At 63.2% G+C, this 24,608-nt stretch carries 15 protein-coding genes; 6 read left to right on the top strand and 9 right to left on the bottom strand.

Annotated features, from left to right (window positions below; genetic code table 11):
* The 8 genes from BMY84_RS09720 to BMY84_RS09755 all read right to left on the bottom strand — a co-directional run bounded on the left by BMY84_RS09720 (position 1) and on the right by BMY84_RS09755 (position 11,700).
* Positions 1-540, bottom strand: coding sequence for a hypothetical protein (locus BMY84_RS09720; RefSeq protein ID WP_143075016.1), 540 nt, complete (start codon positions 538-540; stop codon positions 1-3).
* Positions 537-1,106: a hypothetical protein gene (locus BMY84_RS09725; protein WP_143075017.1), complete on the bottom strand. Its 570-nt coding sequence runs from the start codon at positions 1,104-1,106 to the stop codon at positions 537-539. Before BMY84_RS09725 ends, BMY84_RS09720 begins: the two co-directional genes overlap by 4 nt.
* A gap of 81 nt (positions 1,107-1,187) precedes the next feature.
* Positions 1,188-3,923 carry a TonB-dependent receptor gene (locus BMY84_RS09730; protein WP_093083468.1) on the bottom strand — a complete coding sequence of 912 codons (2,736 nt, stop codon included), beginning with the start codon at positions 3,921-3,923 and terminating at the stop codon, positions 1,188-1,190.
* A gap of 212 nt (positions 3,924-4,135) precedes the next feature.
* Complete coding sequence (locus BMY84_RS09735) at positions 4,136-5,695, bottom strand: family 43 glycosylhydrolase (protein WP_093083470.1); 1,560 nt, start codon at positions 5,693-5,695, stop codon at positions 4,136-4,138.
* Complete coding sequence (locus BMY84_RS09740) at positions 5,685-7,457, bottom strand: DUF885 domain-containing protein (RefSeq protein ID WP_256215193.1); 1,773 nt, start codon at positions 7,455-7,457, stop codon at positions 5,685-5,687. The genes BMY84_RS09735 and BMY84_RS09740 overlap by 11 nt, the downstream gene beginning before the upstream one ends.
* Entirely contained in the window at positions 7,454-8,479 is a 1,026-nt protein-coding gene (locus tag BMY84_RS09745; protein WP_093083473.1) for an Ldh family oxidoreductase, read from the bottom strand. The genes BMY84_RS09740 and BMY84_RS09745 overlap by 4 nt, the downstream gene beginning before the upstream one ends.
* Positions 8,476-10,845, bottom strand: a complete 2,370-nt coding sequence (locus BMY84_RS09750) for a glycoside hydrolase family 127 protein (RefSeq protein ID WP_093083475.1) — start codon at positions 10,843-10,845, stop codon at positions 8,476-8,478. Before BMY84_RS09750 ends, BMY84_RS09745 begins: the two co-directional genes overlap by 4 nt.
* A 105-nt stretch (positions 10,846-10,950) precedes the next feature.
* On the bottom strand, positions 10,951-11,700 hold the full coding sequence (locus tag BMY84_RS09755; RefSeq protein WP_256215194.1) for a FadR/GntR family transcriptional regulator: 750 nt from the start codon (positions 11,698-11,700) through the stop codon (positions 10,951-10,953).
* A 146-nt stretch (positions 11,701-11,846) separates the two neighbouring features.
* Here BMY84_RS09755 and BMY84_RS09760 point away from each other — a divergent pair, with 146 nt between their 5' ends.
* The 4 genes from BMY84_RS09760 to BMY84_RS09775 all read left to right on the top strand — a co-directional run bounded on the left by BMY84_RS09760 (position 11,847) and on the right by BMY84_RS09775 (position 20,398).
* A complete protein-coding gene (locus tag BMY84_RS09760; RefSeq protein ID WP_143075018.1) occupies positions 11,847-14,195 on the top strand; it encodes a S9 family peptidase in 2,349 nt (782 codons plus the stop codon).
* Positions 14,196-14,203: 8 nt separating this feature from the next.
* Entirely contained in the window at positions 14,204-16,948 is a 2,745-nt protein-coding gene (locus BMY84_RS09765) for a DUF5695 domain-containing protein (RefSeq protein WP_093083478.1), read from the top strand.
* 140 nt (positions 16,949-17,088) lie between these two features.
* Positions 17,089-18,900 (top strand): Svx/AvrXca family virulence/avirulence protein, encoded by a 1,812-nt coding sequence (locus tag BMY84_RS09770; protein ID WP_218146935.1) that lies wholly within the window; start codon positions 17,089-17,091, stop codon positions 18,898-18,900.
* A 4-nt stretch (positions 18,901-18,904) separates the two neighbouring features.
* On the top strand, positions 18,905-20,398 hold the full coding sequence (locus BMY84_RS09775; protein ID WP_093083479.1) for a peptide MFS transporter: 1,494 nt from the start codon (positions 18,905-18,907) through the stop codon (positions 20,396-20,398).
* Here the strand turns inward: BMY84_RS09775 and BMY84_RS09780 are convergent, their stop codons facing one another.
* Positions 20,399-21,589: a M24 family metallopeptidase gene (locus tag BMY84_RS09780; protein WP_093083721.1), complete on the bottom strand. Its 1,191-nt coding sequence runs from the start codon at positions 21,587-21,589 to the stop codon at positions 20,399-20,401.
* 206 nt (positions 21,590-21,795) lie between these two features.
* Between BMY84_RS09780 and BMY84_RS09785 the strand changes: the two genes are divergently transcribed.
* Positions 21,796-22,977, top strand: a complete 1,182-nt coding sequence (locus BMY84_RS09785; protein WP_093083723.1) for an acyl-CoA dehydrogenase family protein — start codon at positions 21,796-21,798, stop codon at positions 22,975-22,977.
* Entirely contained in the window at positions 22,974-24,587 is a 1,614-nt protein-coding gene (locus BMY84_RS09790) for a carboxyl transferase domain-containing protein (protein WP_093083481.1), read from the top strand. The genes BMY84_RS09785 and BMY84_RS09790 overlap by 4 nt, the downstream gene beginning before the upstream one ends.
* The last annotated feature ends 21 nt before the right edge of the window (positions 24,588-24,608 follow it).

Genomic DNA, 24,608 nt, shown 5'->3' on the forward strand with positions numbered 1-24,608 from the left:
TCATTCGTCCGGCACGGTAACAGTGACGTTCAGCGCCCCGCTATTCCCGGCGAAGCTGACATCATTGAAACCCATGACCAGACCTGCCGCCTGATCCGGGATCGTGACCCGCGCGCCCTTGCCCACCGCAAAGGGCCGCCCCATCAGCCCGCCCTTCGCATCGACAAAGGCCGCGATCAGCGCGTGGCGATTATTGGGGTACAATATCTTGGGCGCATAAAGGCTGGGGAAATATTTGCCGCCATCGCCGGGCTGGTCGTCCACCGCCTGGCCCTCCAGCCCCTCCGGCCCGACATCCTGCCCCTCGACCTGCGTCATGGCGCCATCGTCCACCATGATCGCAATCTTCTCGGCCGTGTCATTGACGAAGCCGCTGACCATGGCGGGCGGCTGTTCATCCCCCTTGCCATAGCGCATCTTCTTGTTGGCCTTGTTCAGCCATGGGCCGGACCGCGCATCGATGCTGATCTGGATATCCCGCGCCATCGCTGGCGCGGCCGACGCCAGCAGGATCGCGGCGCACAAAATCCCCTTCATCATTGCCCCTCCTTGTCTTCCACGATCACCTTGGCTTCGGGAATATCGACCGTCACCGACAGGCTGCCCGCATTGTCGGCATAAATGTCGTCATTGATGCCCAGCGAAATGCCCATCGCCCCGGCTGGCACGCGCACTTCCGCCTGCACCCCGACCAGAAAGGGCGCGCCCACGATCCGGCCATCCGCATCGATAAAGGCGCCGAGCAGCGCATTCAGCTTTACCGGCCGGGTCGCCCGATCGACATAATGGCCGGGAAAGACCACACCCGAATTGCCGATATTGTCGTCGGCCACGAAATCCGCCTGCCCGTCCGGCCCGATCGCGATACCGCCGGGGATCGTCGTGGTTTCGCCCGACGCCGCAAAGCGAACCTTGGCGCCTTCAAACAGATGCTGCCCCACAATCATCACTGGCCGACTGCCGTCGCGCCGCCCGAAACTCTTCTTGCCATTAATGCCGGGATTCCACGGCATGGCAGTGGCAGGTACCATGACCGTCACCTCCTTCGCCTGCACATGCCCAGCCGTCAGCGCCGCCAACACCAGTCCCATCGCGACTATCCGCACGCTCTTATCCCCCCTCAAAGAAAAAGCGGCCGTGGCGAAATCCCGCCACGACCGCTCTGTCTGTCTAGCTACGCATTATGATCAGAAGCGGAAGCGGACGCTGCCCTGCACCGTGCGGGCCATGGTGCGCACGCCCAGCGGCAGCAGATTATCCTTGCCGAAATAACGATAAGGATCGTTGCCGGTCAGATTGGTGCCTTCGATCGATAGCGTCATGAACTTGACGGGGGTATAGTTGACCGCTGCGTCCAGACGATGGGTCGCTCCGTTGTACCAGCTATAGGCGGGATTGTCGGTCCACACGAACAGGCGGTAAGGCGAACGATAGTTGAAGGCGACGCGCGTGCTGAACTTGGGCGTGTCATAATAGAGCGCCGCGTTGGCGGTCCATTTCGACGTGTCGACCGAGTCGAACGCACCGGGGAAATCCTCGGGATAGGGATATTCGACACGCGCCTGAAGAACGCGGGTCACGTTCAGGCTGGCGCCGAAATTCTTCCAGAAGCCCGGCAGGAAGTCGAAGAAGCTCTGCACCTGCGCTTCCACGCCGTAGAATTCGCCGTCACCGGCATTGCGCAGTTGCGACACCGTTCCGCTGCGACCCGGCAGGCCATATTGACCCAAGTCGGGCGCCACTTCGCGGCTGAAATAGGTCCAGTTGGTCGCCTTCTTGTAGTAGCCCGCGACCGACGCCGAACCGGCACGACCAAAATAATGTTCCAGGCTGGCGTCGAACGACCATTCACGCTGCGCCTTCAGGTCCGGGTTGCCCGCGTCGACATTAGGCGTCGCCGCATTGGGATCGACAAAGAAGAAGGGGCGCAGGTCATAAAAGTTGGGGCGCGAGACGTTGGTGGTGTAAGACAGGCGCAACTGCGTCTTGGGATCGAAATGCAGCGTCGCGGTGACGCTGGGCAGATAATCCATGAAGTTACCGCGACCCGAGCTTTCCTCGATGATCAGCGGATAACCGTCCGCCGCCGCACCGATGCGATACTGGAAGCTGGTCGAGCTGCCCCAGGTGTTGACCGCACGCAGGCCGACCACGCCATCGATCGGGAAGCCGACATCGAAGCCATAGTTCAGCTGCGCATAGGCCGCGAAGGTATTTTCGACCGATGTGAAGGTCTGCCCTTGATCGCTGGGCGGCAATTCGCTGGAGAAACGAACCGCATTGCCGGGATCGGTGGCCTGAATATAGGCGCGCACGGCATCGATGTTGCTCAGCAGCGATTTGCCGGGAATACGATACCATTGCGGCGAACCGGCAAGGTCCGGCCCGACCATCGACGCCTGATCGCCGCCGGGGAAGGCCGTCAGCGGCGCGTCCTTGCCATCGACGCGGGGGAAGCCGTCGCGATAGCCATAATAGCGATCGACATCGCGGCGGTTGTAACGAATGCCGGTTTGCAGCGACCGCAACAGGCTCTTGTCGCTCAGTTCCAGCGTCAAGTCGACCTGGCTGGCGAACTCCTTATTCTTCGAAACGCCCGCATTATCCTGGAAGCGGTTGACGCCATATTGCGTCACGTCGTTCAGGTCAGTGCCATTGAAGGTGATCGCGGGGATCGGGCGCGAATAGGCGTCCGATACGAAATCGATCGTGGCCGACTGGAGATTATAGGGCCGCAGGATCTGCTGCACATAATAATAGCTGTCCTTGGACCAGCTATATTGCGTGCTGAAATGCAGCAGCGCGCGATCCGTCGGGCGCCAGTTGGTTTCGAAATTGGTGGTATACAGGTCGCGCTTCAGCGTGTTGTATGTGCCTTCGATATAGGCCGGCGTGCCGTTAGGGTTGGAAATGGTCAGCTTCTTGATCGTCTGGCCATCCGGCATCAGCTCGATGCCGCTGAACTGGGTTCCATACTCCCGATTGAGCGTCCACATCTTGTCGATCGAGCGGCGCTCCTTCGACCCGATATAGCTGCCCTCCAGAATGAACTCCAGCTTGTCGGATGGCTTCCACTGGAACACACCGCTCAGCGACGGGCGCGTTACATAGCCGCTTTCCGTGCCATATTGGGTTTTATAGGGGATGACCACATTGCGATATTCCGCCGGCAGATTGTTGAGCGGGCTATTCGCGTCTCCTTCGCAGCAGACCGTATCGGGCGACTCGCTCTCAACATAATTTTCCTGATAATAGGTCTTGGTCCAGCTGCCGTTCAGCAGGAAGCCCATTTCACCAATGCCCGTCTCGAAGCGCTCACCCACGAGCAGGCTGGCATAGGGACTGGTCTTCTCGGCAAACTCGTCATACGCGCCGCGCAGGCTGCCCGCGACGGTCAGGCCCTTCTTCAGATCCAGCGGACGACGCAGTTCGACGTTCACGGTGCCGGCAATGCCGCCTTCCACCTGATCGGCGGTGCGCGTCTTGTAGACGTCAACCGACTTCAGTAGTTCCGCCGGAATGTCGGCCAGGCTGATCGAACGCTCGGTACCCAGATTGACGTTGTTGCCGTTGACCGTGGTCTGCACCTGGCTGAGGCCGCGAATGGTCACACCCTGCCCCTGACCACGTTCACGATTGATCTGCACGCCGGTCACGCGCGACAGCGCTTCGGGGACGTTATTGTCCGGCAATTTACCGGCGTCCTCGGCCACGATCGAGTCCACGATCTGCTTGCTGTTCTTCTTCTTCGTCGCTGCCGCCTGCACGCTCCCGCGCACGCCGGTCACGATGATATCGGGCTTCGCGCCCTCCGCTACAGCCGGCGTTTCAGGCCCATCCTGCGCCATGGCCATGGCTGATATCGAAGCGAGAGCAAGGGCGGACAAAGCCGCCGACATGTTGAGAACCGTACGTGACTTCATCCGAACTTCCCCTTTATCCGGCTAAATGCCTTACCTTATATCGTATACTACTTACTTTATTTTGTCGGAGTCAAGGGGATTGCAATAGGACGGCAACAAAGTTTCGATAGATGAAATTCGGAAATTCAAGTCTTTGAAAAACCATAAAAAAGGGGAATGCAGTCGCTCGCATTCCCCTTTTTCGTCCCGATTTTCGCTAGGCGCGCTTAGCCTCAACCACACCCCGACGCAGGCTTCGCTTCCGCGTCCCGCACCACCGGCAACGCGGTCTTGGGTGCCAGAACCTCCCATTCCTGCACCGCCAGACCCGCATGCCCCTTCCCATCGCCGGACGCCGTCATCACCGCGCGCAGGCAGCGGGTACGGATTGGCGGGAAGGTCACGTCCTGAAACGCGCCCGGCTCCGTGCCATAGGCGCTCGCCCCCGGCACTGGTTTCCACCCTTGATTCCAATATTCCAGCCGCCAGCCTGCGGGTGGCGCAACCCCAACACCCGATCCCGCCGGTTGATCATTCCAGAACCAGATGCGCGATCCGTCGATCGTCACGGGCTTGTTCCACCGATATTCGATCCACTGGCTCGCCGGATTGTTCGGCGACCAGCTTCCCCACATGTCGGGCGGCAATGGCGCGGTCTTGGTGATGCCGTCGTTCAGCGACTTGATCCAATATTGCACCGGCAGCGGCTCGTTGGATGCCGTGGCCGACGCCGCCCGCGCTATGTTCCGCGTCGGGGCCAGGGGCGGCTGCGGCCGCAAGGTCGGCACGACGGTCCGGATGCGCGCGGGCGTCACGCTGTCATCCCACTCGATCTTGTCCAGCGCCACGCTGCGCCGGAAATGCCCACCGCCTTTCGCATCGGCCGTATGATAGGCCAGATACCATTGCCCCTTATATTCCACCGCGCCCGAATGGGACGTGGTCGACGACACCGGCTTCAATGCCACGCCGCGATAGGTCCACGGCCCCATGGGCGAGGATGCCGTGCCATAAGCGATGCAGGCATGATAGACCGCCGGGGTACAGTCGGACTTCGGCCCGGCCCTGTTCCCGGCATAGAGCATATAATAGGCGCCCTTGCGCTTCATGATCCAGGGCGCCTCGAAGAAACCGGCCAGCCCCTCGATGTTGCGCTCCGGCCCCTTGGGCGTGATCATGTCGCGCTCCAGTTCCATACCGCGCAACTGGCCGAACGTCCCCCAATAGATATAGACCCGCCCGTCATCGTCGATCAGGATGGTGGGGTCGATATTCTGGATATCATTCTTCACCGGCACCCGTTGCGAGATGATCGGCCCGGCGGGATGCGCGTCCCGCCACGGCCCGGTCGGGCTGTCCGCCACTGCCACGCCAATGGCGAAGCGATCCTGCGCATCGCTGTCCTTCTCCAGCACCGGCGCATAGAAATAGTAGCGCTTGTCCGGCCCCTGGATGATCTGACCGGCATAGGCCCGCGCCTCCTCCGCCCAGGCGAAGACATTCTCCGGCTTGGCGATGGCGGGATAGTGCGTCCATTTCCCCGATTTGGGATCATCGGTCTTCATCAGCTGCCATTCGCCCATGATGAAATCATTGACGTCCGGCGGCGCCTGATCCCGACCGGCCAGTATCCACAGCGCCCCGTCCGCCACGAAGGGCGCCGGATCGGTCGAATAATAATCGCCCTCGGCCAGGATCGGATTGCCCGGCACGCTCAACTGACGCGCCTCCTGCGCCCCAACGGGCGACACAGCCAGAACCAGCGCGATGCCGGCAAGCAGTTCATTCTTCATCGGGATAAGGCCCCTTGCCGCCATCGGCGATCAACTGGTCGACGCGCTGGTCGATGACCGGCAGCGGCACCGCGCCCAGCGCCAGCACCGCGTCATGGAAAGCGCGAATATTGAATTTCGGCCCCAGCGCCTTCTCGGCCTTCTTGCGGGCATCCACGAAGGCCAGCTCGCCCATATAATAGGACAAAGCCTGCCCCGGCCAGGCGATATAGCGGTCCACCTCCGTCTCGATCTCATGATCGGACAAAGCGGTATTATCGTGCAGATAATCCTGCGCCTGCTTGCGGGTCCAGCCCATCGCGTGGATGCCGGTGTCCACCACCAGCCGCGACGCGCGCCACGCCTGATAGCTCAGCATGCCAAAGCGATCATAGGGCGTTTCATACATGCCCATATCCTCGCCCAGCGCCTCGCAATAGAGCGCCCATCCCTCGCCATAAGCGGACAGATAGGTGTCGCGGCGGAAGGCAGGCAAATCCTTATTCTCCGCCGCCAGCGGCATCTGCATCGCATGGCCCGGCGCACTTTCGTGCAGCGTCAGCGCCACCTGCGAATAATAGGGCCGCGATGGCAGATTATAGGTGTTGACCAGATAGATGCCCGGCCCGCCGCGCCCGCCGGTATAGAAAGGCGCGATATCATCGGGCACCGGCTTGATTGCAAAGCGCATGCGCGGCATCCGCCCGAAAAACTCGGACGCCTTGCCGTCGAAACTCTTGGCGATCCACGCCGCCCGATTGAGCAGATCCTGCGGCGTCTTGGGATAAAATTGCGGATCGGTCCGCAGGAAGGTCAGGAAGGCCGGCAGGTCGCCCTTGAAGTCGACCTGCTGCATAACCTCCGCCATCTGCCCCCGGATGCGCGCCATTTCCTTCAGGCCGATCTGGTGGATATCCTCCGGGCTCTTGTCGAGCGTCACGAACTCCCGGATCTTGGACTGATAATAGGCCTTGCCGTCGGGCAGCTTATAGGCGGCCAGATCCTTGCGCGCGCCCGGCAGATAGTCCTGCCGCAGGAAGGTCAGCAGCGTCTTGTGCGCCGGCACCACCGCCTGCGCGATCGCCGCCCGCGCCTCCGCCTTCAACGCGGCCTGCACATCGGCCGGGATCGTCGCGGGCAAAGCCTTGAATGGCGCATAGAAGGGGTTGTCCTCCACGCTCTTCGCATTCGCCACCTGCTCGACGCCGATATCGCGCCCTTGCAAGGTGATCTGCGACGGGGTGAAACCACGCTTCAGCCCGGCCCGCATATTCGCAATCTGCTGGTCATAATAGCGCGGAATGTCGCGCAGCATGGCGATATAATGCCGCGCGCCAGCCTCATCGCGCAACGGATCGCGCGCCCATCCGGCCAGATCGCCCCAGAAGCTGGTGTCGGCGTTCAGCGGCTTCTCATATTCGCGATAGCGCTGCTCGGCGGCCAGCGCATCGATCTGCCCCTTATAGACGGCGAAATTGATCTTCTGCGCCGGCGACAGTTGATCGACCCTGATCGCGGCAAGCTGCTTCTCGACCTGCTCCCAGCGCGCGAGCCGCGCCGCCTGCGCCTTGGCGCTCACATCGGGCAGCACCAGCGGCTGATCCTTCGGTCCATCCTCGCTCGGCCCGAACTGCTTTAGCCGCCAGTCATATTCGGAGGAATAGATCGCCTCGAAGGACTGATCGGCGGTTTGCGCTGCGGATTGGGCCTGCGTCTGGGGCGCCGCCAGACTGATGAAGGCCGCGCCTGCGAGCAGCCAGCTTCGGCCGCCAAAGATCGTCACGCCAATTCCCCTTCCAACAATGCCACTATGTCCCGGTGGAGCTGCGCCGGGATGCGCATGCCCTCCGTGTCCGATTTCGCCCGCGCGACATAGCGCCGCGCGCCGGGCAGACGCGCACCCTGCCCGGTGATCGCCGCGAACATCGCCTCGGCCCGGCCCAGATGATCCTCCACGCTCGCGCCCAGGAAACCGGCCGGGTCGATCGCGATCACCAGTTCGCCGCCAATCGGCGATCCCATGCGCCCTTCATCCGCCGCCATCGATTCCGCGCTGGTCATGTCGCCGATCAGCGGCCCGGCGATCAGTTCGACCATCGCCGCCAGCGCCGACCCCTTATGCCCGCCGAACGTGCGCATCGCCCCGTCCAGCACCGCCTTGGGATCGATCGAGGGATGCCCCTCGGCGTCATAGCCCCATTCGGGCGGGATGGTCTTGCCCGCGCGGCGATGCAGTTCGATCTCGCCCCGCGCCACCGCGCTGGTGGCAAAGTCGAAAACGAAGGGGTGCCCGCCGGGGCGCGGCCAGCCAAAGGCGATCGGATTGGTCCCGAACACCGGCTTCGTCCCGCCCTCCGGCGCGACCCACGCATGGCTGGGCGTAAAGGCCAGTCCCACGAGGCCCGCATCAGTCAGCGCCTCGACCTCCGGCCAGAGCGCCGCAAAATGCACGACATTGTTGAGCGCCAGCGCAGCGATACCAAATTTGCGCGCCTTCTCGATCAATAGCGGCAGCCCGCGCTCGAACGGCAATTGCGCAAAACCGCCCTTGCCATCCACGCGCACCAGCGCGGCGGCCGGCTCGCTCACCACCGGCACGGCATCCGCCACGACCACGCCCCGCTCGATCGAATTGGCGGCGACCAGCAGACGATAGAGGCCATGCGAGGCGCAACCATCCCGCTCCCCCGCCACCATCGTCCGGGCGACGGCGGCGGCATGATCGGGCGCCAGTCCCCGGCTTTCCAGCACTTTGCGGGCCAGCGCATCCGCCTCCGCCAGAGCCATCGCAACCATGTCACTCATGCAGACGTCGCCGGCTTGGCCATGAACAGCCGCACGCCGAACACCGGCCCGGCCGAACTGCGATCATGCGGCACGAAGCGCACCTTCACGCTGGTCTTGCCCTTGGTCAGCGCCTCGGGGATCGGATAATCGACATCCAGGAACTTGCCCGGCTTGTCATTGTCCAGGCTCTGCGTGGCCAGCTTCACATTGTCGACCATGATGTCGAAGCTGCGCTTGCGCTCCCCACCCCAATAGGTCGCCTGCAACAGCAGCGGCCCCGGCTTCACCTTCATCGCGAATTCGAAATAGCCGCCCGAGCGCGCATCGCGGCCATTGCGCCCGCGATAGGAGGCCGGATAGCTCAGTTCCGACGTCAGTGCATGGTCACGCTCCGGCTGCATTTCGCCCAGATGCATGATGTCGATCGACCGGGCGGCCAGATCCTTCTGCCGTGCTTGCTCGGCCAGGAATGCGGCCTCTTCGGTCTTCCATGCGCTTTCCGAGAAACGCTTGAAATAGACCGCGCTGCGCCGCTCATACTGGCTGTAGAAGGGCACGAAGGCGAGGTTCGCCGGGCGAATGATATTCTGCGTGCGATAGCGCGGACGATCCGACACGATCGGCGCGAAGGCGGCGAGCGGGTCTTCGCCCACCATCGCCGGTTCAACCCCGGTCCAGTCCATTTCCGACGGGCCCAGGTCCGCCGCCATCACCATCGGCCCGCGCACCACCGCGACCACATCGGGCGAACCGGGCGCTGCCTCCAGCCGCAGATCGAGCGGCAGGCTCAATGCTACCACATCGCCCTTCTTCCAGCGCCGCGTGACGACCGCATAGCCATTGGCCGGCTTCACCGACAGCGGCGCACCATTGACGCTCAGCCCGAAACGACCATTGGCCCAGCCGGGAATACGCAGCGCCAGCGAAAAGGCGCCCTGCTTCACCGCGTCGATCGTCAGCTTGATATCCGGCTTGAACGGATATTCGGTATCCAGCGTCAGGCCCACGCCCTTCGCTTTCCACTGCGCTTCGGACGGAATGTAGAGATTGACGAACAGCGTGTCGTCACCCTCCCAATAGATGGAATCGCCATGCTTGGCGTGGCTTTCCATGCCGGAGCCGACGCAGCACCAGAAAGCGTCCTCGTCCGGCTGCGAATAGCCGCGTGGCGCGCCGCTCATCATCGGCGTCATATAGGTGAAGCCGGCATTGGCCGGGTTCTGGGCCGACATGACATGGTTCAGATGCGCCCGCTCATAATAATCGAACAGCGCGCCGTCCGGCTGCCAGCCATAAAGATGCCGCGTCAGCTTCAGCATATTATAGCTGTTGCAATGCTCACAGGTGGACTCGGTCAGGTGCAGCGCCACCGTGTCCGGCTCAAAGAAATATTCGCGGTCGGCATTGCCGCCGATGACATAGCTGTGATGCTGCGTCACCCGATCGAAGAAGAAGCGCGCGGCGCGGCCCGGCTCTTCCTTACCCGTCAGTTCATGGATGCGCGCCAGACCGATCAGCTTGGGCACCTGCGTATTGGCGTGGAAGTTGGACAGCTTGTCCTCCTGCGCCACCAGCGGATCGAGCACCCGTTTGTCATAGATGCGCTCCGCCACTGCCAGCCAGCGCGCGTCGCCGGTGCGGGCGTAGAGTTCGGCATAGCTGTCGTTCAGGCCGCCATATTCGCAGTTCAGCAATTCCTGCATCTGCGCGTCGTTGAGCGCCGCGAACACCGTCTCGAAATAGCCGCCAAGGCCGATCACGACCTCCAGCGCCTTGGCATTGCCCCAGGCGCCATGCACGTCGAGCAGACCCGCGAAATATTTGTGGACGGTGTAGAGCGGCGACCAGCTACCATTCAGGTCGAACCCGCCCGACTTGATCTGCCCCTGCATCACTTCGGGGAAAATCTGCTCGCCATCGACGATCTGGCCGTCCTTGGTCTTGCGACCCAGCGCGCCGATATAGCCGTCCTTGCGCTGCGCCTGACACAGCGCCAGTTCATCGACAATATAGTCTGCGCGGCGGCGGCATTCCGCATTGCCTGTCTGCTGCCAGCCCAGCACCAAGGCGGTAATATAATGGCCCAGCGTATGACCGGCGATCGTGTCGGATTCCCAGCCGCCATAGATCGGCGCCTTGGGCTCCAGCCCGGCATATTTGCGGAAATTATGCAGGAAACGGTCGGGGCTGAGCGACAGCAGATAAGCGATGTTCACTTCCACCGCGGTCGCATAGTCGGACGGGTGCAGGCGCACATCGGTCAGCGGCAGCGGTTTGGCCCGCAGCGGAATCTTGGGCGCGATCGCGGCCATGCCCGAAAAGGGAACAGCGCAGACGGCAAGGGCGGCCACCCCTGCCAGCCACTCGCGGCGATTGGCTTTCATTCCTAAACACTCCTACCGAATATCGTATACTATACGATAGAGCGTGCCCCTTTTCTGTCAATCCCCAATCGCTTCCTCCATCCGAAGAGACGGGATTTCAGCGCCTTAGCGACGCAATGCAATCTGCATATCGGCCAGCGCCAGCTCGATCAGCGTCCGCATCGCCTTTTGCGCCTGACGCGGATTCTGTGCGGCAATCTCGCGATAGAGCGCGCGATGCTCCGGCATCGGGTCGCGCGGCGATTCCTGCACGCGCTGCTTGGTCGCCGTGGTCCAGGCGATCGCCGACATGATCGAACTGGACAGGGCATAGAGCATCTCGTTGCACGCCGCCTCCATCAGCAACCCGTGGAATCGCTGGTCCGCGGCCCGCCCCTTTTCCGTCGCCAGCGTGTATCGCTCCATCGCGTCCAGCGCATTGGCCATGTCCACCAACTGCCCGTCATTGCGCCGCAAAGCCGCCATTTCGGCCGCCTGCGGCTCCACCATCATGCGCAGTTCAAACAGATCGCGCAGAAACTCCTCGGTCGGCGCGGACTGGATCTGCCAGGCCAGCACATCGGGATCGAGCATACTCCATTTGCGCCGTTCATTGACCTTGGTCCCCGCCTTTGGCTTGCTGCTGACCAGCCCCTTGGCGGTCAATATGCGGAACGCCTCCCGCAGTACCGATCGCGATATGCCCAATGTTTCGGCATGGTCCACCTCGGCCGCGAAGACATGGCCGACAGGCAGCGTACCGCTGACGATCTGGATCGCGATACGCTGTGCCACGGCATGATGCAGCCGCCCCGTCATCAGCGGCGCAATACCCCCGCCCTCTGCCTGAAACCGCTGCCCATCCATGCCCGTCATCCAATCCTTTTATGCCTCCTGCCATGTTGGATCGCTAAGGACCACATGAAAAAGGCTGATCATATATCGTATATTATTGTTGACCTGTCCATAGTTCACGGTCATGACGGCGCCATCTTTCCGCAAAATTGCAGGTGCAAGAGCCCGTGCGTACCCGTCTTACCCCTGTTTCCCGGTCGATCAGCCTCCTCGCCCTAGCCGGCGCGAACCTCGCCATGGCGGCTCCGGCTCCTGCGCGGACCACGGCACCGACAGCCGCCGCCGCGCCAGACATCCGCGCCCGCTATGCCCTGTCCGACAAGTTCAACGGCCAGGGCCTGTCCGATCTGATCGACAATGCGGACGTCGCCCCGCGCTTCGTCGCCGAGGGCAAGGGCTTGCTCTACCGCACCGGCAACCGCCTCGCGCAGAGCTACACCTATGTCGATCTTTCGACGCTCGCGAAGACGCAGGTCGCGACCACCGCACAAATGCTCGCTGCACTGAGCGCCGCAACCGGCAGAGCCATCGACGCAGACGCCGCCCATATCGCCGAAGTCGATTATGACCCGGCGACCAAGGCCCTGCGCTTCGCCGCGCTCGATGGCCGCTGGATCCTGACCGCCGACAAAGCGGAGCGCATCGCCGAAGACAAGAAACCGGAAGACCTCTCCCTTCCTTCCCCCGACGGCCGTTTCCGCATCGTCGCGCGCAACTTCAACCTGATCGCGATCGACGTGAAGAGCGGCAAGCAAGTCGCCCTCACCACCGACGGCACCCGTGAACAACCCTATGGCCGCTCCATCCCGCAACTGGCCGACATATTGCGCACCGGCACCGAGGAACCAGACATGCCGGTATCCGGCGCATGGTCGCCCGACGGCCGCTATCTGCTGAGCTGGCGGCTCGACACGCGCGACGTCAAGAAGCTCTCCATCACCCAGCAGAACCCGCCGGGCGAATTCTACCCGCGCAGCTTCTCCTATGTCTATCCACTGGCCGGCGCGGAAAAGCTGCCGCAGGCGACCCGCTTCGTCATCGACATCGAACAGGCGATGAAGGCCGGTAAGGCGACAATCGTGCCGCTGGCCATTCCGTCCGAATCCATCCTCTATCCCTCACCGCCCGACATGGGCTGGATCAACGGCAAGCCGCGCATCCTCTGGACCGAACGCGGCTATAAGCAACAGGCCGTCTATCAGGCCGATCCCGGCACCGGCGCCGCGCGCATCGTCGCGCATGAAGCGGTCAAGCCGCTCGTCACCGTCACCTCCAGCATGATCCTGCCCGCGCCGGACCTCGGCGGAGAACTCTCCATCTCCGAACGGTCCGGCTGGGCGCAGCTCTATCTCGTTGCCCCCGATGCGCCCGATGGCGGGAAACCGCTTACTCGGGGGGAATGGGAGGTGCTGTCGGTCGACCATGTCGCCGGGGACAAATCCTCTTTGATCGTGACCGGCGTCGGCCGGGAAAAGGCCCGCAATCCCTATTGGCGCGCCCTCTATCGCGTATCGCTGACCGGCGGCGACCCGACCGAACTGACGCCCGAACCGCTCGACCATGACACGACCCTGTCCGACGATGGCAAATGGATCGTGGATCAGATGTCCAGCCCCACCAGCGCCACCCGCGCCGTGCTGCGCGACGGGCAGACGGGCAGGATCGTCATGGACCTCGCCACCGCCGACGACAGCCGCCTGCGCGCGGCGGGCTACACATCGCCCGAACCCTTTCAGGGCGTCGCAGCGGACGGCAAAACGCCCATCTATGGCATGATCTTCCGCCCGGCGAACTTCGACGCCAAGCGCAGCTATCCGATCATCGACAATGTCTATACCGGCCCTACCACGACCGACGTCCCCGCTACCTGGAACGACGCTCACCGCGTCTCCGGCAATGCCGTGGCGCAGATCGGCGCCATCGTGGTGATGATCGACGGCACCGGCACGTCACGCCGGGGTCAGGCCTTCCGCCTGCCCGCTTACCAGAATCTGGGCGAAGTCGGGCTGGACGATCATATCAGCCTCATCCGCCAGATGGCCGCCAAATATCCCTATATGGACGCGACCAGAGTCGGCGTGTTCGGCGGATCGGCCGGCGGATACGACACGGCCCGCTTCGTGCTGCGCCGCCCGAACTTCTTCAAGGTCGGCGTCTCCTCCTCGGGCAATCACGACCTGCGGCTCGACAAGACATGGTGGCCCGAAGTCTCCATGGGCAACCCCGACGAAGCGACGTGGGAGCGCAACAGCAACATGTCGGTCGCCGGCAATCTGATGGGCAAGCTACTGCTGATCCACGGCGACATCGACGATAATGTGCCGGTGACGGAAAGCTTCCGCCTTGCCAAGGCGCTGATGGATGCCGGGCGCGACGTCGATCTGGTCGTCCTGCCCAACACCACCCACCGCGTCTATCAGCCCTTCTTCTGGAAGAAGCTGCGCGACTATTTCACGCTCAACCTGCTGGGCGAAACGCCGCCCGCGCTCACGGCACACACCCCCGCCGCGAAATGACGAGGAAGATGATGACCAAGAAGCTCCCCCTGATCGCGCTGCTGCTGGCGTCCGTGCCCGCGCTGATGCCCGCCACCGCCGCCTTTGCCGAGGCCCAGCCCGCCAAGAAGGTCTTCCCGCCGATCGCGAAGACCGCCTATAAGACGCCGACCTTCGACCTCGCCCTGCGCACCGACACGCAGACGCTGGCGCACCTCTCACCCAGCGGCGACGCGGCGTTCGATTATGTCCCCGCCGCCCGCGAAGCGGAACGCGCGGCAGACGGCTATGTCCATATCGGCGACCTCCATCTCCGCCTGAAGAGCGGCACCGGCGCATGGCAGGATTATGCCTCCGCCCATGCCCGCAAACCGATCGTGAAGCTGGTCGCGCGCGGCGATATACTGGCCGCCGCCGACATCACCGCATCGATGGGCGCGGGCATCCCGCTGCGCGTCGAACGGCAATGGGTCAATGACAATGGCGTCCTCGCCGTGCGCTTCACCCTGGTCAACACAAGCAACGCCCCCGTTGAAATCGGCGCGCTCGGCATGCCGATGGTGTTCGACAATATCATCCTCGACCGCGATCTGGATCAGGCCCATGCCCAGGCCAGCTTCGTCGATCCCTATATCGGCCGCGATGCCGGCTATTTGCAGGTAACGCGCCTCAACGGTCAGGGGCCTGCGCTGCTGGTCCTGCCAGAGAAGAACACCCCACTCGAAGCCTATCGCCCGGTCCTCGAAGCCCGCGCGGCGCCCAAGGACGATATCTTCACCGACCGCAGCCCGCGCACGCAGGTCTCCGAAGGCTTTTACGACTGGACCGTCGCCAGCAAGGGTTTCGTCGACAAGGAATGGGCCAAGTCCGGCCCGCAATGGAATGAGGCGACCAGCATCATATTGGCGCCCGGCCAGAGCCGCACCATCGGCCTGCGCTTCGTCACCTCGCCCAGCATCCGCGCGATCGAGGACACGCTGGTCGCCAACAAGCGCCCCGTCGCGGTCGGCATCCCCGGCTATGTCGTGCCCACCGACCAGTCGGCCAGCCTCTACCTGAAATCCGCCAGTCCCGTCGCAAAGATCGAAAGCTTCCCCGCCGGTGCCCTCACCGCCACGCCGGTCGAAAGCAGCGCCGGCTCCGCACGCTATGATGTGAAGGCATCGGGCTGGGGTCAGGCGCGCCTGACTATCACTTATGCCGACGGACAGGCCCAAACCGTCAGCTACTATATCACCAAACCGCTAGAGCAGGTGATGGCCGACATCGGCCATTTCACCACGACGAACCAGTGGTTCGAAGGCAAGGACGATCCCTTCCACCGCTCGCCCGCCATCCTCTCCTATGACCGGGAAGAGAATAAGATCCTGACGCAGGACGGCCGCGTCTGGGTGTCCGGCATGAGCGACGAGGGCGGCGCGGGCAGCTGGGTCGCCGCCGCCATCAAGCAACTCGACAATCCCAATGCGGAGGAAATCGCCAAGCTGGAACGCATGGTCAACGAAACCGTGCTCGGCCATCTGCAAGTTGCGGACGGCCCACAGGCCGGCGCGGTCAAGAAAAGCCTCTTCTATTACGACCCGAAGGAATTTCCGGACTATTATGATCCGGCGATCAACTGGAAGAACTGGACCGCCTGGTCGAAGAAGGATTCGGACGATCTCGGCCGCTCCTACAATTATCCCCATGTCGCGATCGGCCATTGGGTGCTCTATCGCCTCGCCCGCGACAATCAGGGTCTGGTCAAGCAGCATGACTGGCGCTTCTATCTCGACTGGGCCTATCGCACCTCGGTCGCGATGATGCGCGACGCGCCCTATTATGCCCAGTTCGGCCAGATGGAAGGCGACATCTTCCTCGACATCCTGAAAGACCTGAAGCGCGAAGGCCTGACGATCGAGGCCACCGAAATGGAGAAATTGATGAAGGGCCGCGCCGATCACTGGCGCACGCTCAAATATCCCTTCGGCAGCGAAATGGCCTGGGACTCCACCGGCCAGCCCGAAGTCTATGCCTGGATGCGCTATTTCGGTTATCAGCCGCAGGTCGATGTAACCAAGGAGGTTATTCTTGGCTATGATCCGACCATCCCCAGTTGGGGCTATAATGGCAATGCCCGCCGCTATTGGGACTTCCTCTATGGCGGTAAGGTGTCGCGGATCGAACGGCAGATTCACCATTATGGCTCGGCGCTCAACGCCGTGCCCCTGTTCGACGCCTATCGCCAGAATCCGGACGATCTCCACCTGCTGCGCGTCGCCTATGGCGGCATGATGGGCGGCATCACCAATATCGACCAGCAGGGCTTCGGGTCTGCCGCCTTCCACAGTTGGCCCGATATGATGAAGTGGGATGCGATCAGCGGCGACTATGGCATGGGCTTTTACGGCCATGCGATCGCCTCGGCCACCTATGCGGTGAAGGACAAGGATCTGGGCTGGCTCGGCTTTGGCGGCAAGGTCACGGATGACGCTGGAAAGGTCCACATCGTGCCGCAGGACGGCGCCCGCCGCCGCCTGTTCGTTGCGCCCGCGGGCCTGTGGATCACGCTGGAGGCCGGCCGCATCGCCAGCGCCGATTATGACGCCGCATCGGGCAATGTCGTGTTGACACTCGATCCCGCCGACGCGGCGACAGCCAAGGCCCGCCTGCTGTTCGAAACCACGACGAAGGACGGCAAGCCCTATGTGTTCGGCGGCGGCACGGCAGACCGGGGCGGCTATGCCATCCCGCTCACCACAGCCGCCACCCGCATCACGCTAACGCCGCGCTGATGACGATGCGCCGCGCCCTCCTCGCATCAGCTCTTGGTCTGACGATGGGGGGCGCGGCGCTCGCTGCCCTGCCCCGGTCCACAGCCGATCGCTGTCCTATTTCCAGCACAACGGCTAGGCTTTCGCCTGAAAATTGCACGGTGGCACTTTCCGATAGGATCAGCCCCGCGCAACATAATGTCGAAACCAGCGGGAAATATGCGAAGTTAAGCGTCGGAAATCCTATTTGCGCCACCGCCCCCTGGACCGTCGCAGCGACCGATCCGGGCGATGCCGTCAACGGCGCGCTGCCGCTCCAGATGGAAAGCGCCCATGTCGCCTTCCACTGGAAGCCGGGCACCGTCGATCCCGCCGATGCAAAGGCCGCCGCCGCGCATCTGGAATATGTCTGGTCCTACTTCATCGACACTCTGGGCTTTCCGATGCCCCATTGCGGCGATGCCACCCAGTACAAGGTCAACGCCTATATCGGCGTCGATTATGGCCTCACCGGCGGTACCGACTCCCTCGGCCATATGGGCATGTGGATAGGGCCGGGCGCGCTCAAGGACCGGTTCGGCCTCGCCCATGAACTGACCCATGCCTTGCAAGCCGCCACCGGCCGGCTGATGGACTCGCCCTACACCGGCTGGATGTTCGAAAGCCATGCCAACTGGATGACCACCCAGTTGCCGGAGTTTCGCGACAACACCCATTGTTCGGTGCTGCTCAAACAATATCCGCACCTCTATTATGGCTCGACCCGCTCGCGCTACTGCAACTGGCAATGGTTCGAATATCTCAAGGATCGCTACGGCTATGATGCCGTCAACGCCCTGTGGCGCAATGCACCCGACAAGGACGATCCCGCCCGCCTGACTGCCGATCCCTTCACTGTCCTGCGCTCGAACATGGACTGGACACAGGATCAGCTCAACAACGTCTTCGGCGACTGGGCGCTCCACAACGCCAATTGGGACTATGCCAATGGCGCGGTCTATCGCAAAAACTATGGCAACTACGACCAGACCACCGGCCCCGCCATATTGGCCGCGACCGTGCTCGACCTGATCGATGCGGACAAGCGCCGCTACGCCGTGCCTGACATGTGGGCGCCGCAACGCTGGGGCTATAATATCGTCAGGCTGAACCCCGATGTCGGCCAGACCCGCGTCGCCGTCAGCTTCCGCGGCATCGTGCAACAGGCATCCGCCACCGCAAAACTGCCCGGCCTCGCCGACGAACCCGAAACCATCCCGCCACCCGCCTCAGACTGGCGCTGGGGCATGGTCGCGGTCGGTACGGACGGCACGAACCGCTACAGCCCGTTACAGCGTGGCGCACGCGCCCAGACGGCGATCGCCATCCGCCCCGATGACAAGGGCCTCTACCTCGTCGTCATGGCCACCCCGTCCCAGATGCAGAAAATCCGCTGGGACCAGCCCTATTATTCCATCTACCGCTATCCCTGGATGGTGGAACTGGACGGCGCCCGGCCCGACATGCCCGCTCCCATCCCCGGCGGCCATCGCCACGCCAATGGCGGCGGCTGGGTAGGCACCGACGCAAAGGTCGCCGCCACCGCCTATGTCGGCCCCTACGCTCGCGTCCTGTCCGGCACCGTCGCCGACCGGGCACGGGTGGAGGACCATGCCGTCGTCTCAGACCGAGCACAGCTTCGCGATGATGCCGTCATCGCGGGCCTCACCGTCCTGCGCGGCGACACCATCCTGCGCGGCCATGCCCGCGCAGCCACCTCGATGCTCGGCATCGGCGAATATGAGAAAGGGATCATCCTGTCCGGCACGGCCCAGACCATCGGCGACGTCGAACATCGCGGCGGCCAGTTCGACAAGGGCATCTCCTACGGCTTCGTCGATCAGGACGCAGCGAAAGACCCGAAGCGCGGCGCAGACCTGACCGCGCCCGTACCCGAAGTCACCGCCAAACCCGATTATCGCTGGATTCCCTGACCATATGACGACGACCCAGCCGGAAGCCGAAACCCTCTGGGGCCATCCCAAGGGCCTTTACGTTCTCTTCTTCACCGAATTGTGGGAGCGCTTCTCCTTCTACGGGATGCGCGCGCTGCTGATCTTTTACCTCACGCGCCATTTCCTCTATTCGGGCGAGCAATCGGGCCTGCTGTACGGCTCTTATCTCGCGCTGGTGTTCCTCTCCCCCATGATCGGTGGCTATCTCGCCGACCGGTGGCTGGGCCAGCGCAAGGCTGTGCTGTTCGGTGGGCTGGTGATCGCCAGCGGCCATATCACGCTCGGGCTGGAGGACGTGCTGGGCGCTTCGGCGCAGGCGATCTTCTGGATCGGCCTGTCGCTGATTGTGGTAGGCACCGGCTTCCTGAAGGCGAATATCTCCGCGCTGGTGGGCAAGCTCTACGCCGCCCATGATCCACGCCGGGACAGCGCCTATACGCTCTTCTACATGGGCATCAATCTGGGCGGCGCGATCGGCCCCGTCATCTGCGGCGTTCTGGGCGAGACTTTGGGCTGGGGCTATGGCTTCGGCGCGGCGGCGATCGGTATGATCGCGGGCGTCATCGTCTTCGCGCGTGGCAAGCGCCATCTGCTCGGCGGCGGCGAAGCGCTCGATCCGGCGGCGCTGGCGCAGCCTATCTTCGGCCTGAAGCGCGAATGGCTGATCTATGCCAGCACCATCCCCCTGACCTTGCTCAGTTGGCTCTTGCTCATATCCCCCAAGCTTACCGGCACCCTGCTCGCGGTCGGCGGCTTACTCGTCGGCCTGCTGCTGGTCTGGATCGCGCTCGCCCGACTGGCAGGCGAAGAACGGCGCAAGCTGCTCTACGCACTGGCGCTGATCGTCATCCAGCCGGTCTTCTGGGGTCTCTACGAACAGAGCGGCTCCTCGCTCAGCCTGTTCATCGATCATCATGTGAACCGCATGGTTTTCGGCCATGAAGTGCCGGCTTCGGTCTTTCAGGCGCTGCCACCCTTCTTCGTCTGTCTGATCGCTCTACCCTTCGCCGCCCTCTGGCTGCGCCTCGCCAAGGCAAACCGGATGCCCACTCCCATCAGCAGCTTCGCTTTCGGCATCATCATGGTCGGCGGCGGCTCCGTGCTGATGGCGCTGGCCGGACTGGTCCCGGCGGATCAGAAGGTGCCGCTGGCCTTCATCTTCCTGCTCTTCCTCTGCCATGCCATCGGCGAAATGTGTCTGTCGCCTGTCGGCCTCTCCGCCATGTCGCGCTTCGCCCCACGCCATATGCTCAGCTTCCTGATGGGCACGTGGTTCCTGGCGACGGCAGCAGGCAATTTCAGTGCCGGCGTGATCGCCTCGGTGATCGAGGCGATGGGCGGCGGCGCCAATGGCGGCGACCGCGCGATCATCCTCGACGCCTATCTGCGCATCGGCCTGGTCGCCGCCGCGATCGGCGCGGGCGTACTGATCATCAATATCGGGGCGCAACGGATGCTGCGCCCCGCGACACGGTAATTAATCGGCAAAAGGTCGATCGATCGCCACCTGCGGCTGGGTGAACCACTGCGCGCCGCTTTCGGTGACGTGGAAATGATCCTCCAGCCGGATGCCGAAACGCTGCGGCACTACGATCATCGGCTCATTGGAAAAACACATGCCCGGTTGCAGCGGCGTCTTGTCCCCGCGCACCAGATAGGCCGGTTCATGGATCGACAAGCCGATGCCATGGCCAGTGCGATGCGGCAGGCCGGGCAAGCGATAGTCCGGCCCCAGCCCCGCCTTCTCCAGCACCGCCCGCGCCGCCGCATCCACGCTCTCGCAAGGCGCGCCGGGCATGACCGCATCGAATGCCGCCTGCTGCGCTTCCTTCTCCAGCGCCCAGATATCGCGCGCCTGCTGGTCCACCGCGCCGAAGGCATAGGTGCGCGTAATGTCCGAATGATAGCCCTCGATCGTGCAACCGGTATCGATCAGCACCAGTTGCCCCTCCTCCAGCGCCCGGTCGCCCGGCAGGCCATGGGGATAAGCGGTCGCCTCGCCGAACTGCACGATGCAGAAGCTGGAGCCCTTTGCCCCCAGCCGGCGATGCGCTTCATCAATGAAGCGCGTCACTTCGCTCGCCCTGATGCCGGGGCGCAATATGCGCGCGGCGGCGGCATGCACCTGCAACGTCATGGACTTGGCTTGCTGCATCAGCGCCAGTTCGGCGGCGGACTTCACCATGCGGCATCCACTGACGACCGGCGTGGCATCGACCAGTCTGGCGCTCGTTCCCTGCCGCAACCGTTCGGCAAAATGGAAGGGCAATTCCGGATCAACCGCCACCGTCCGCACGCCAGCCTCCGACAGTGCGTCGATCACCAGCGCGACCGGATCTTCATCCTCCTGCCACGACCGGATGTCGGCGCCGATCGCCAGATCCGCCTCCAGCGTACCGATCTCGAAATGCGGGCAGATGATGATCGGGTCACGCCCCGGCACCAGCAGCATCGCGACCAGCCGCTCGCTCTGCCCCCATGGCACCGCCGAAAAATAGCGCAGCGACGCCCCGGCATTGACCAGCAACGCCTGCGCGCCGATGCCGTCGGTCAGCGCCTGCGCCCGCACCAGCCGGTCCAGCCGCTCCGCCACCGCGATCGGCGCGGCGCGATCGGCCCAGGGTTGCATCTGGCCCAGTTCGGCCTCGACGCTCGATCCACCAATCATGAAATATCCTTTGCACGCGATACTATGGGCCAAATATGCGATTGCGGTCCGCGCTGGCATTGCCGCCCTATGCACCGGACGATCGCCGACCGCATCCATCATAGACAGCCTCTATGCCGTTACCCTGCATCTTTCAATTTTCCAAAGGGGCCCGACCGCCGTAAAAATGCGTTCAGACCATATTTCAGACCATATTGGAGAGGATGATGGCTGAACTCGACTTCGCCCTGGGCGAGATGGCGGACATGATCCGTGACGCCACCCGGCGCTTCGCGCAGGACCGGATCGCACCGTTGGCCGCCGACATTGATGCGCAGGACAATTTCCCGCGCGAACTCTGGCCGGAAATGGGCGCGCTCGGCCTGCACAGTATCACCGTCGAACAGGAGCATGGCGGCCTTGGCCTCGGCTATCTCGAACATCTTGTCGCCTGTGAGGAAGTCAGCCGTGCGTCCGCCTCCATCGGCCTCAGCTATGGCGCCCATTCCAATCTGTGCGTCAACCAGATTCGCCGATGGGCTAATCCCGAACAAAAGGCGCGCTATCTGCCCGGCCTGATTTCGGGCGAGCATGTCGGCAGCCTTGCGATGTCGGAAGCCGGTGCGGGATCGGACGTCGTGTCGATGAAGTTGCGGGCGGACCGGGTCGATGGCGGCTTTCGCTTGAACGGCACCAAATATTGGATCACCAACGCCCCTTATGCCGACACGCTGGTCGTCTATGCCCGTACCAGCCCGGATGCCGGATCGCGCGGCATCACCGCCTTCCTCATCGAAAAGGGCTTTGCCGGCTTCTCGATCGGGCAGAAGATCGACAAGGTCGGCATGCGTGGTTCTCCCACGGCGGAACTGGTCTTCGACGACTGTTTCGTGGCGGACAGTCAGGTGATGGGCCCGCTCAACGGCGGCGTCAAAGTGCTGATGTCGGGCCTCGACTATGAACGGGTGGTGCTGTCGGGCATCCAGATCGGCATCATGCAGGCTTGCCTGGACGTCGTGCTGCCCTATGTCCGCGAACGCCGGCAATTCGGCCGGCCGATCGGCGACTTCCAGTTGATGCAGGCGAAGGTCGCCGACATCTACGTCGCGCTCAACAGTTCGCGCGCTTATGCCTATGCCGTCGCCCGCGCTTGCGACGCCGGACAGACGACCCGTTTCGACGCGGCTGGTTGCATCCTGCTCGCTTCGGAAAATGCCGTGAAGGTCGCTGGCGAAGCCATTCAGGCGCTGGGCGGCGCGGGCTATACGAAGGACTGGCCGGTCGAACGCTATTGGCGCGACGCCAAGCTGCTGGATATCGGCGCGGGCACCAATGAAATCCGTCGCATGCTGATCGGCCGTGAACTGATCGGCGATGATGGCGCCCGCGCGAAGCAGGCCGCGTCATGACCCGGCTCCGCAGCATGGTCGATACCGCGTCGGACAATTTCCTCGCCAACGCCACCCATAACCGCGCGCTGGCCCAGGACCTGCGGGACAGGATAACCACCAGCGCGCTGGGCGGTTCGGAACAGCATCGGGCCCGGCATGTCGCACGCGGAAAGCTGTTGCCGCGCGACCGGATCGAACGACTGCTCGATCCCGCTTCTCCCTTTCTGGAAGTCGGCGCGCTGGCGGCGAACGGCATGTATGGTGCTGCGGACGGACAACGGGACGGCGCGCCGGGCGCCGGCATGATCGCGGGCATCGGCCGGATCGCCGGCCGCGAATGCATGATCGCGGCCAATGATCCGACGGTGAAGGGCGGCGCCTATTTCCCGATGACGGTGAAGAAGCATCTGCGCGCGCAGGAAATCGCCCGCGAGAACCGGTTGCCCTGCATCTATCTGGTCGATTCCGGCGGCGCGAACCTGCCCCATCAGGCCGACGTCTTTCCCGACCGCGATCATTTCGGCCGCATCTTCTTCAATCAGGCGCAGATGTCGGCCGAAGGCATAGCGCAGATCGCTTGTGTCATGGGCAGTTGCACCGCCGGTGGCGCCTATGTCCCGGCCATGTCCGATGAAACTGTAATCGTGCGCAATCAGGGCACGATCTTCCTGGCCGGTCCGCCGCTGGTACAGGCGGCCACCGGCGAAATCATTTCGGCCGAGGAACTGGGCGGGGCGGACACCCACGCCCGCAAATCCGGCGTGGTCGATCATGTCGCGGAAAATGACGAGCATGCCCTGCTGATCGTGCGCGATATCGTGGCGACCCTCAATCGCCCCAAGGCGGTGGATATCGACATCACTGCCCCCCGCCCCCCGCTGCACGACCCGCAGGAACTCTATGGCATCATCCCGCAGGATGTCCGGGCGCCCTATGATGTCCATGACGTGATCGCCCGCATCGTCGACGGGTCCGAATTCCATGCCTTCAAGCCGCTATACGGCACGACTCTGGTCTGCGGCTTCGCCCGCATCTGGGGCATGCCGGTGGCGATCCTCGCCAATAATGGTGTGCTCTTCTCCGAAAGCGCGCTCAAGGGCGCGCATTTCATCGAACTGGCCTGCCAGCGTCGGGTGCCGCTGCTGTTTCTTCAGAATATTTCGGGCTTCATGGTCGGCGGCAAATATGAAGCCGAAGGGATCGCCAAAAATGGCGCCAAGCTCGTCACCGCCGTCGCCACCGCCTCCGTGCCCAAGATCACCGTGCTGATCGGCGGCAGCTTTGGCGCGGGCAATTATGGCATGTGCGGCCGCGCCTATTCCCCCCGCTTTCTTTTCACATGGCCCAATGCCCGGATTTCGGTGATGGGTGGCGAACAGGCGGCCAGCGTGCTGGCAACCGTGCATCGCGACGCCGCGACATGGAACGCGGAGGAAGCGGAAGCCTTCAAGGCGCCGATCCGCCAGAAATATGAGGATGAAGGAAATCCTTATCATGCCACGGCGCGACTGTGGGATGATGGCATTATCGACCCGGTACAGACTCGCGACATTCTGGGCCTCGCCTTTTCCGCAACGCTGAACGCGCCCATTCCCCAGACGCCGAAATTCGGCCTTTTCCGGATGTGATCGATGGATAGCGCACCTCCC

Source organism: Sphingobium sp. AP50 (genome assembly GCF_900109095.1).
Lineage (GTDB): Bacteria > Pseudomonadota > Alphaproteobacteria > Sphingomonadales > Sphingomonadaceae > Sphingobium.

Bases quoted from the DNA above. Each gene is read 5' to 3' on its own strand.
- BMY84_RS09720 (WP_143075016.1), bottom strand. From the start codon at position 540: ATGATGAAGGGGATTTTGTGCGCCGCGATCCTGCTGGCGTCGGCCGCG.
- BMY84_RS09730 (WP_093083468.1), bottom strand. From the start codon at position 3,923: ATGAAGTCACGTACGGTTCTCAACATGTCGGCGGCTTTGTCCGCCCTT.
- BMY84_RS09735 (WP_093083470.1), bottom strand. From the start codon at position 5,695: ATGAAGAATGAACTGCTTGCCGGCATCGCGCTGGTTCTGGCTGTGTCG.
- BMY84_RS09745 (WP_093083473.1), bottom strand. From the start codon at position 8,479: ATGAGTGACATGGTTGCGATGGCTCTGGCGGAGGCGGATGCGCTGGCC.
- BMY84_RS09750 (WP_093083475.1), bottom strand. From the start codon at position 10,845: ATGAAAGCCAATCGCCGCGAGTGGCTGGCAGGGGTGGCCGCCCTTGCC.
- BMY84_RS09755 (WP_256215194.1), bottom strand. From the start codon at position 11,700: ATGACGGGCATGGATGGGCAGCGGTTTCAGGCAGAGGGCGGGGGTATT.
- BMY84_RS09765 (WP_093083478.1), top strand. From the start codon at position 14,204: ATGATGACCAAGAAGCTCCCCCTGATCGCGCTGCTGCTGGCGTCCGTG.
- BMY84_RS09775 (WP_093083479.1), top strand. From the start codon at position 18,905: ATGACGACGACCCAGCCGGAAGCCGAAACCCTCTGGGGCCATCCCAAG.
- BMY84_RS09780 (WP_093083721.1), bottom strand. From the start codon at position 21,589: ATGATTGGTGGATCGAGCGTCGAGGCCGAACTGGGCCAGATGCAACCC.
- BMY84_RS09785 (WP_093083723.1), top strand. From the start codon at position 21,796: ATGGCTGAACTCGACTTCGCCCTGGGCGAGATGGCGGACATGATCCGT.
- BMY84_RS09790 (WP_093083481.1), top strand. From the start codon at position 22,974: ATGACCCGGCTCCGCAGCATGGTCGATACCGCGTCGGACAATTTCCTC.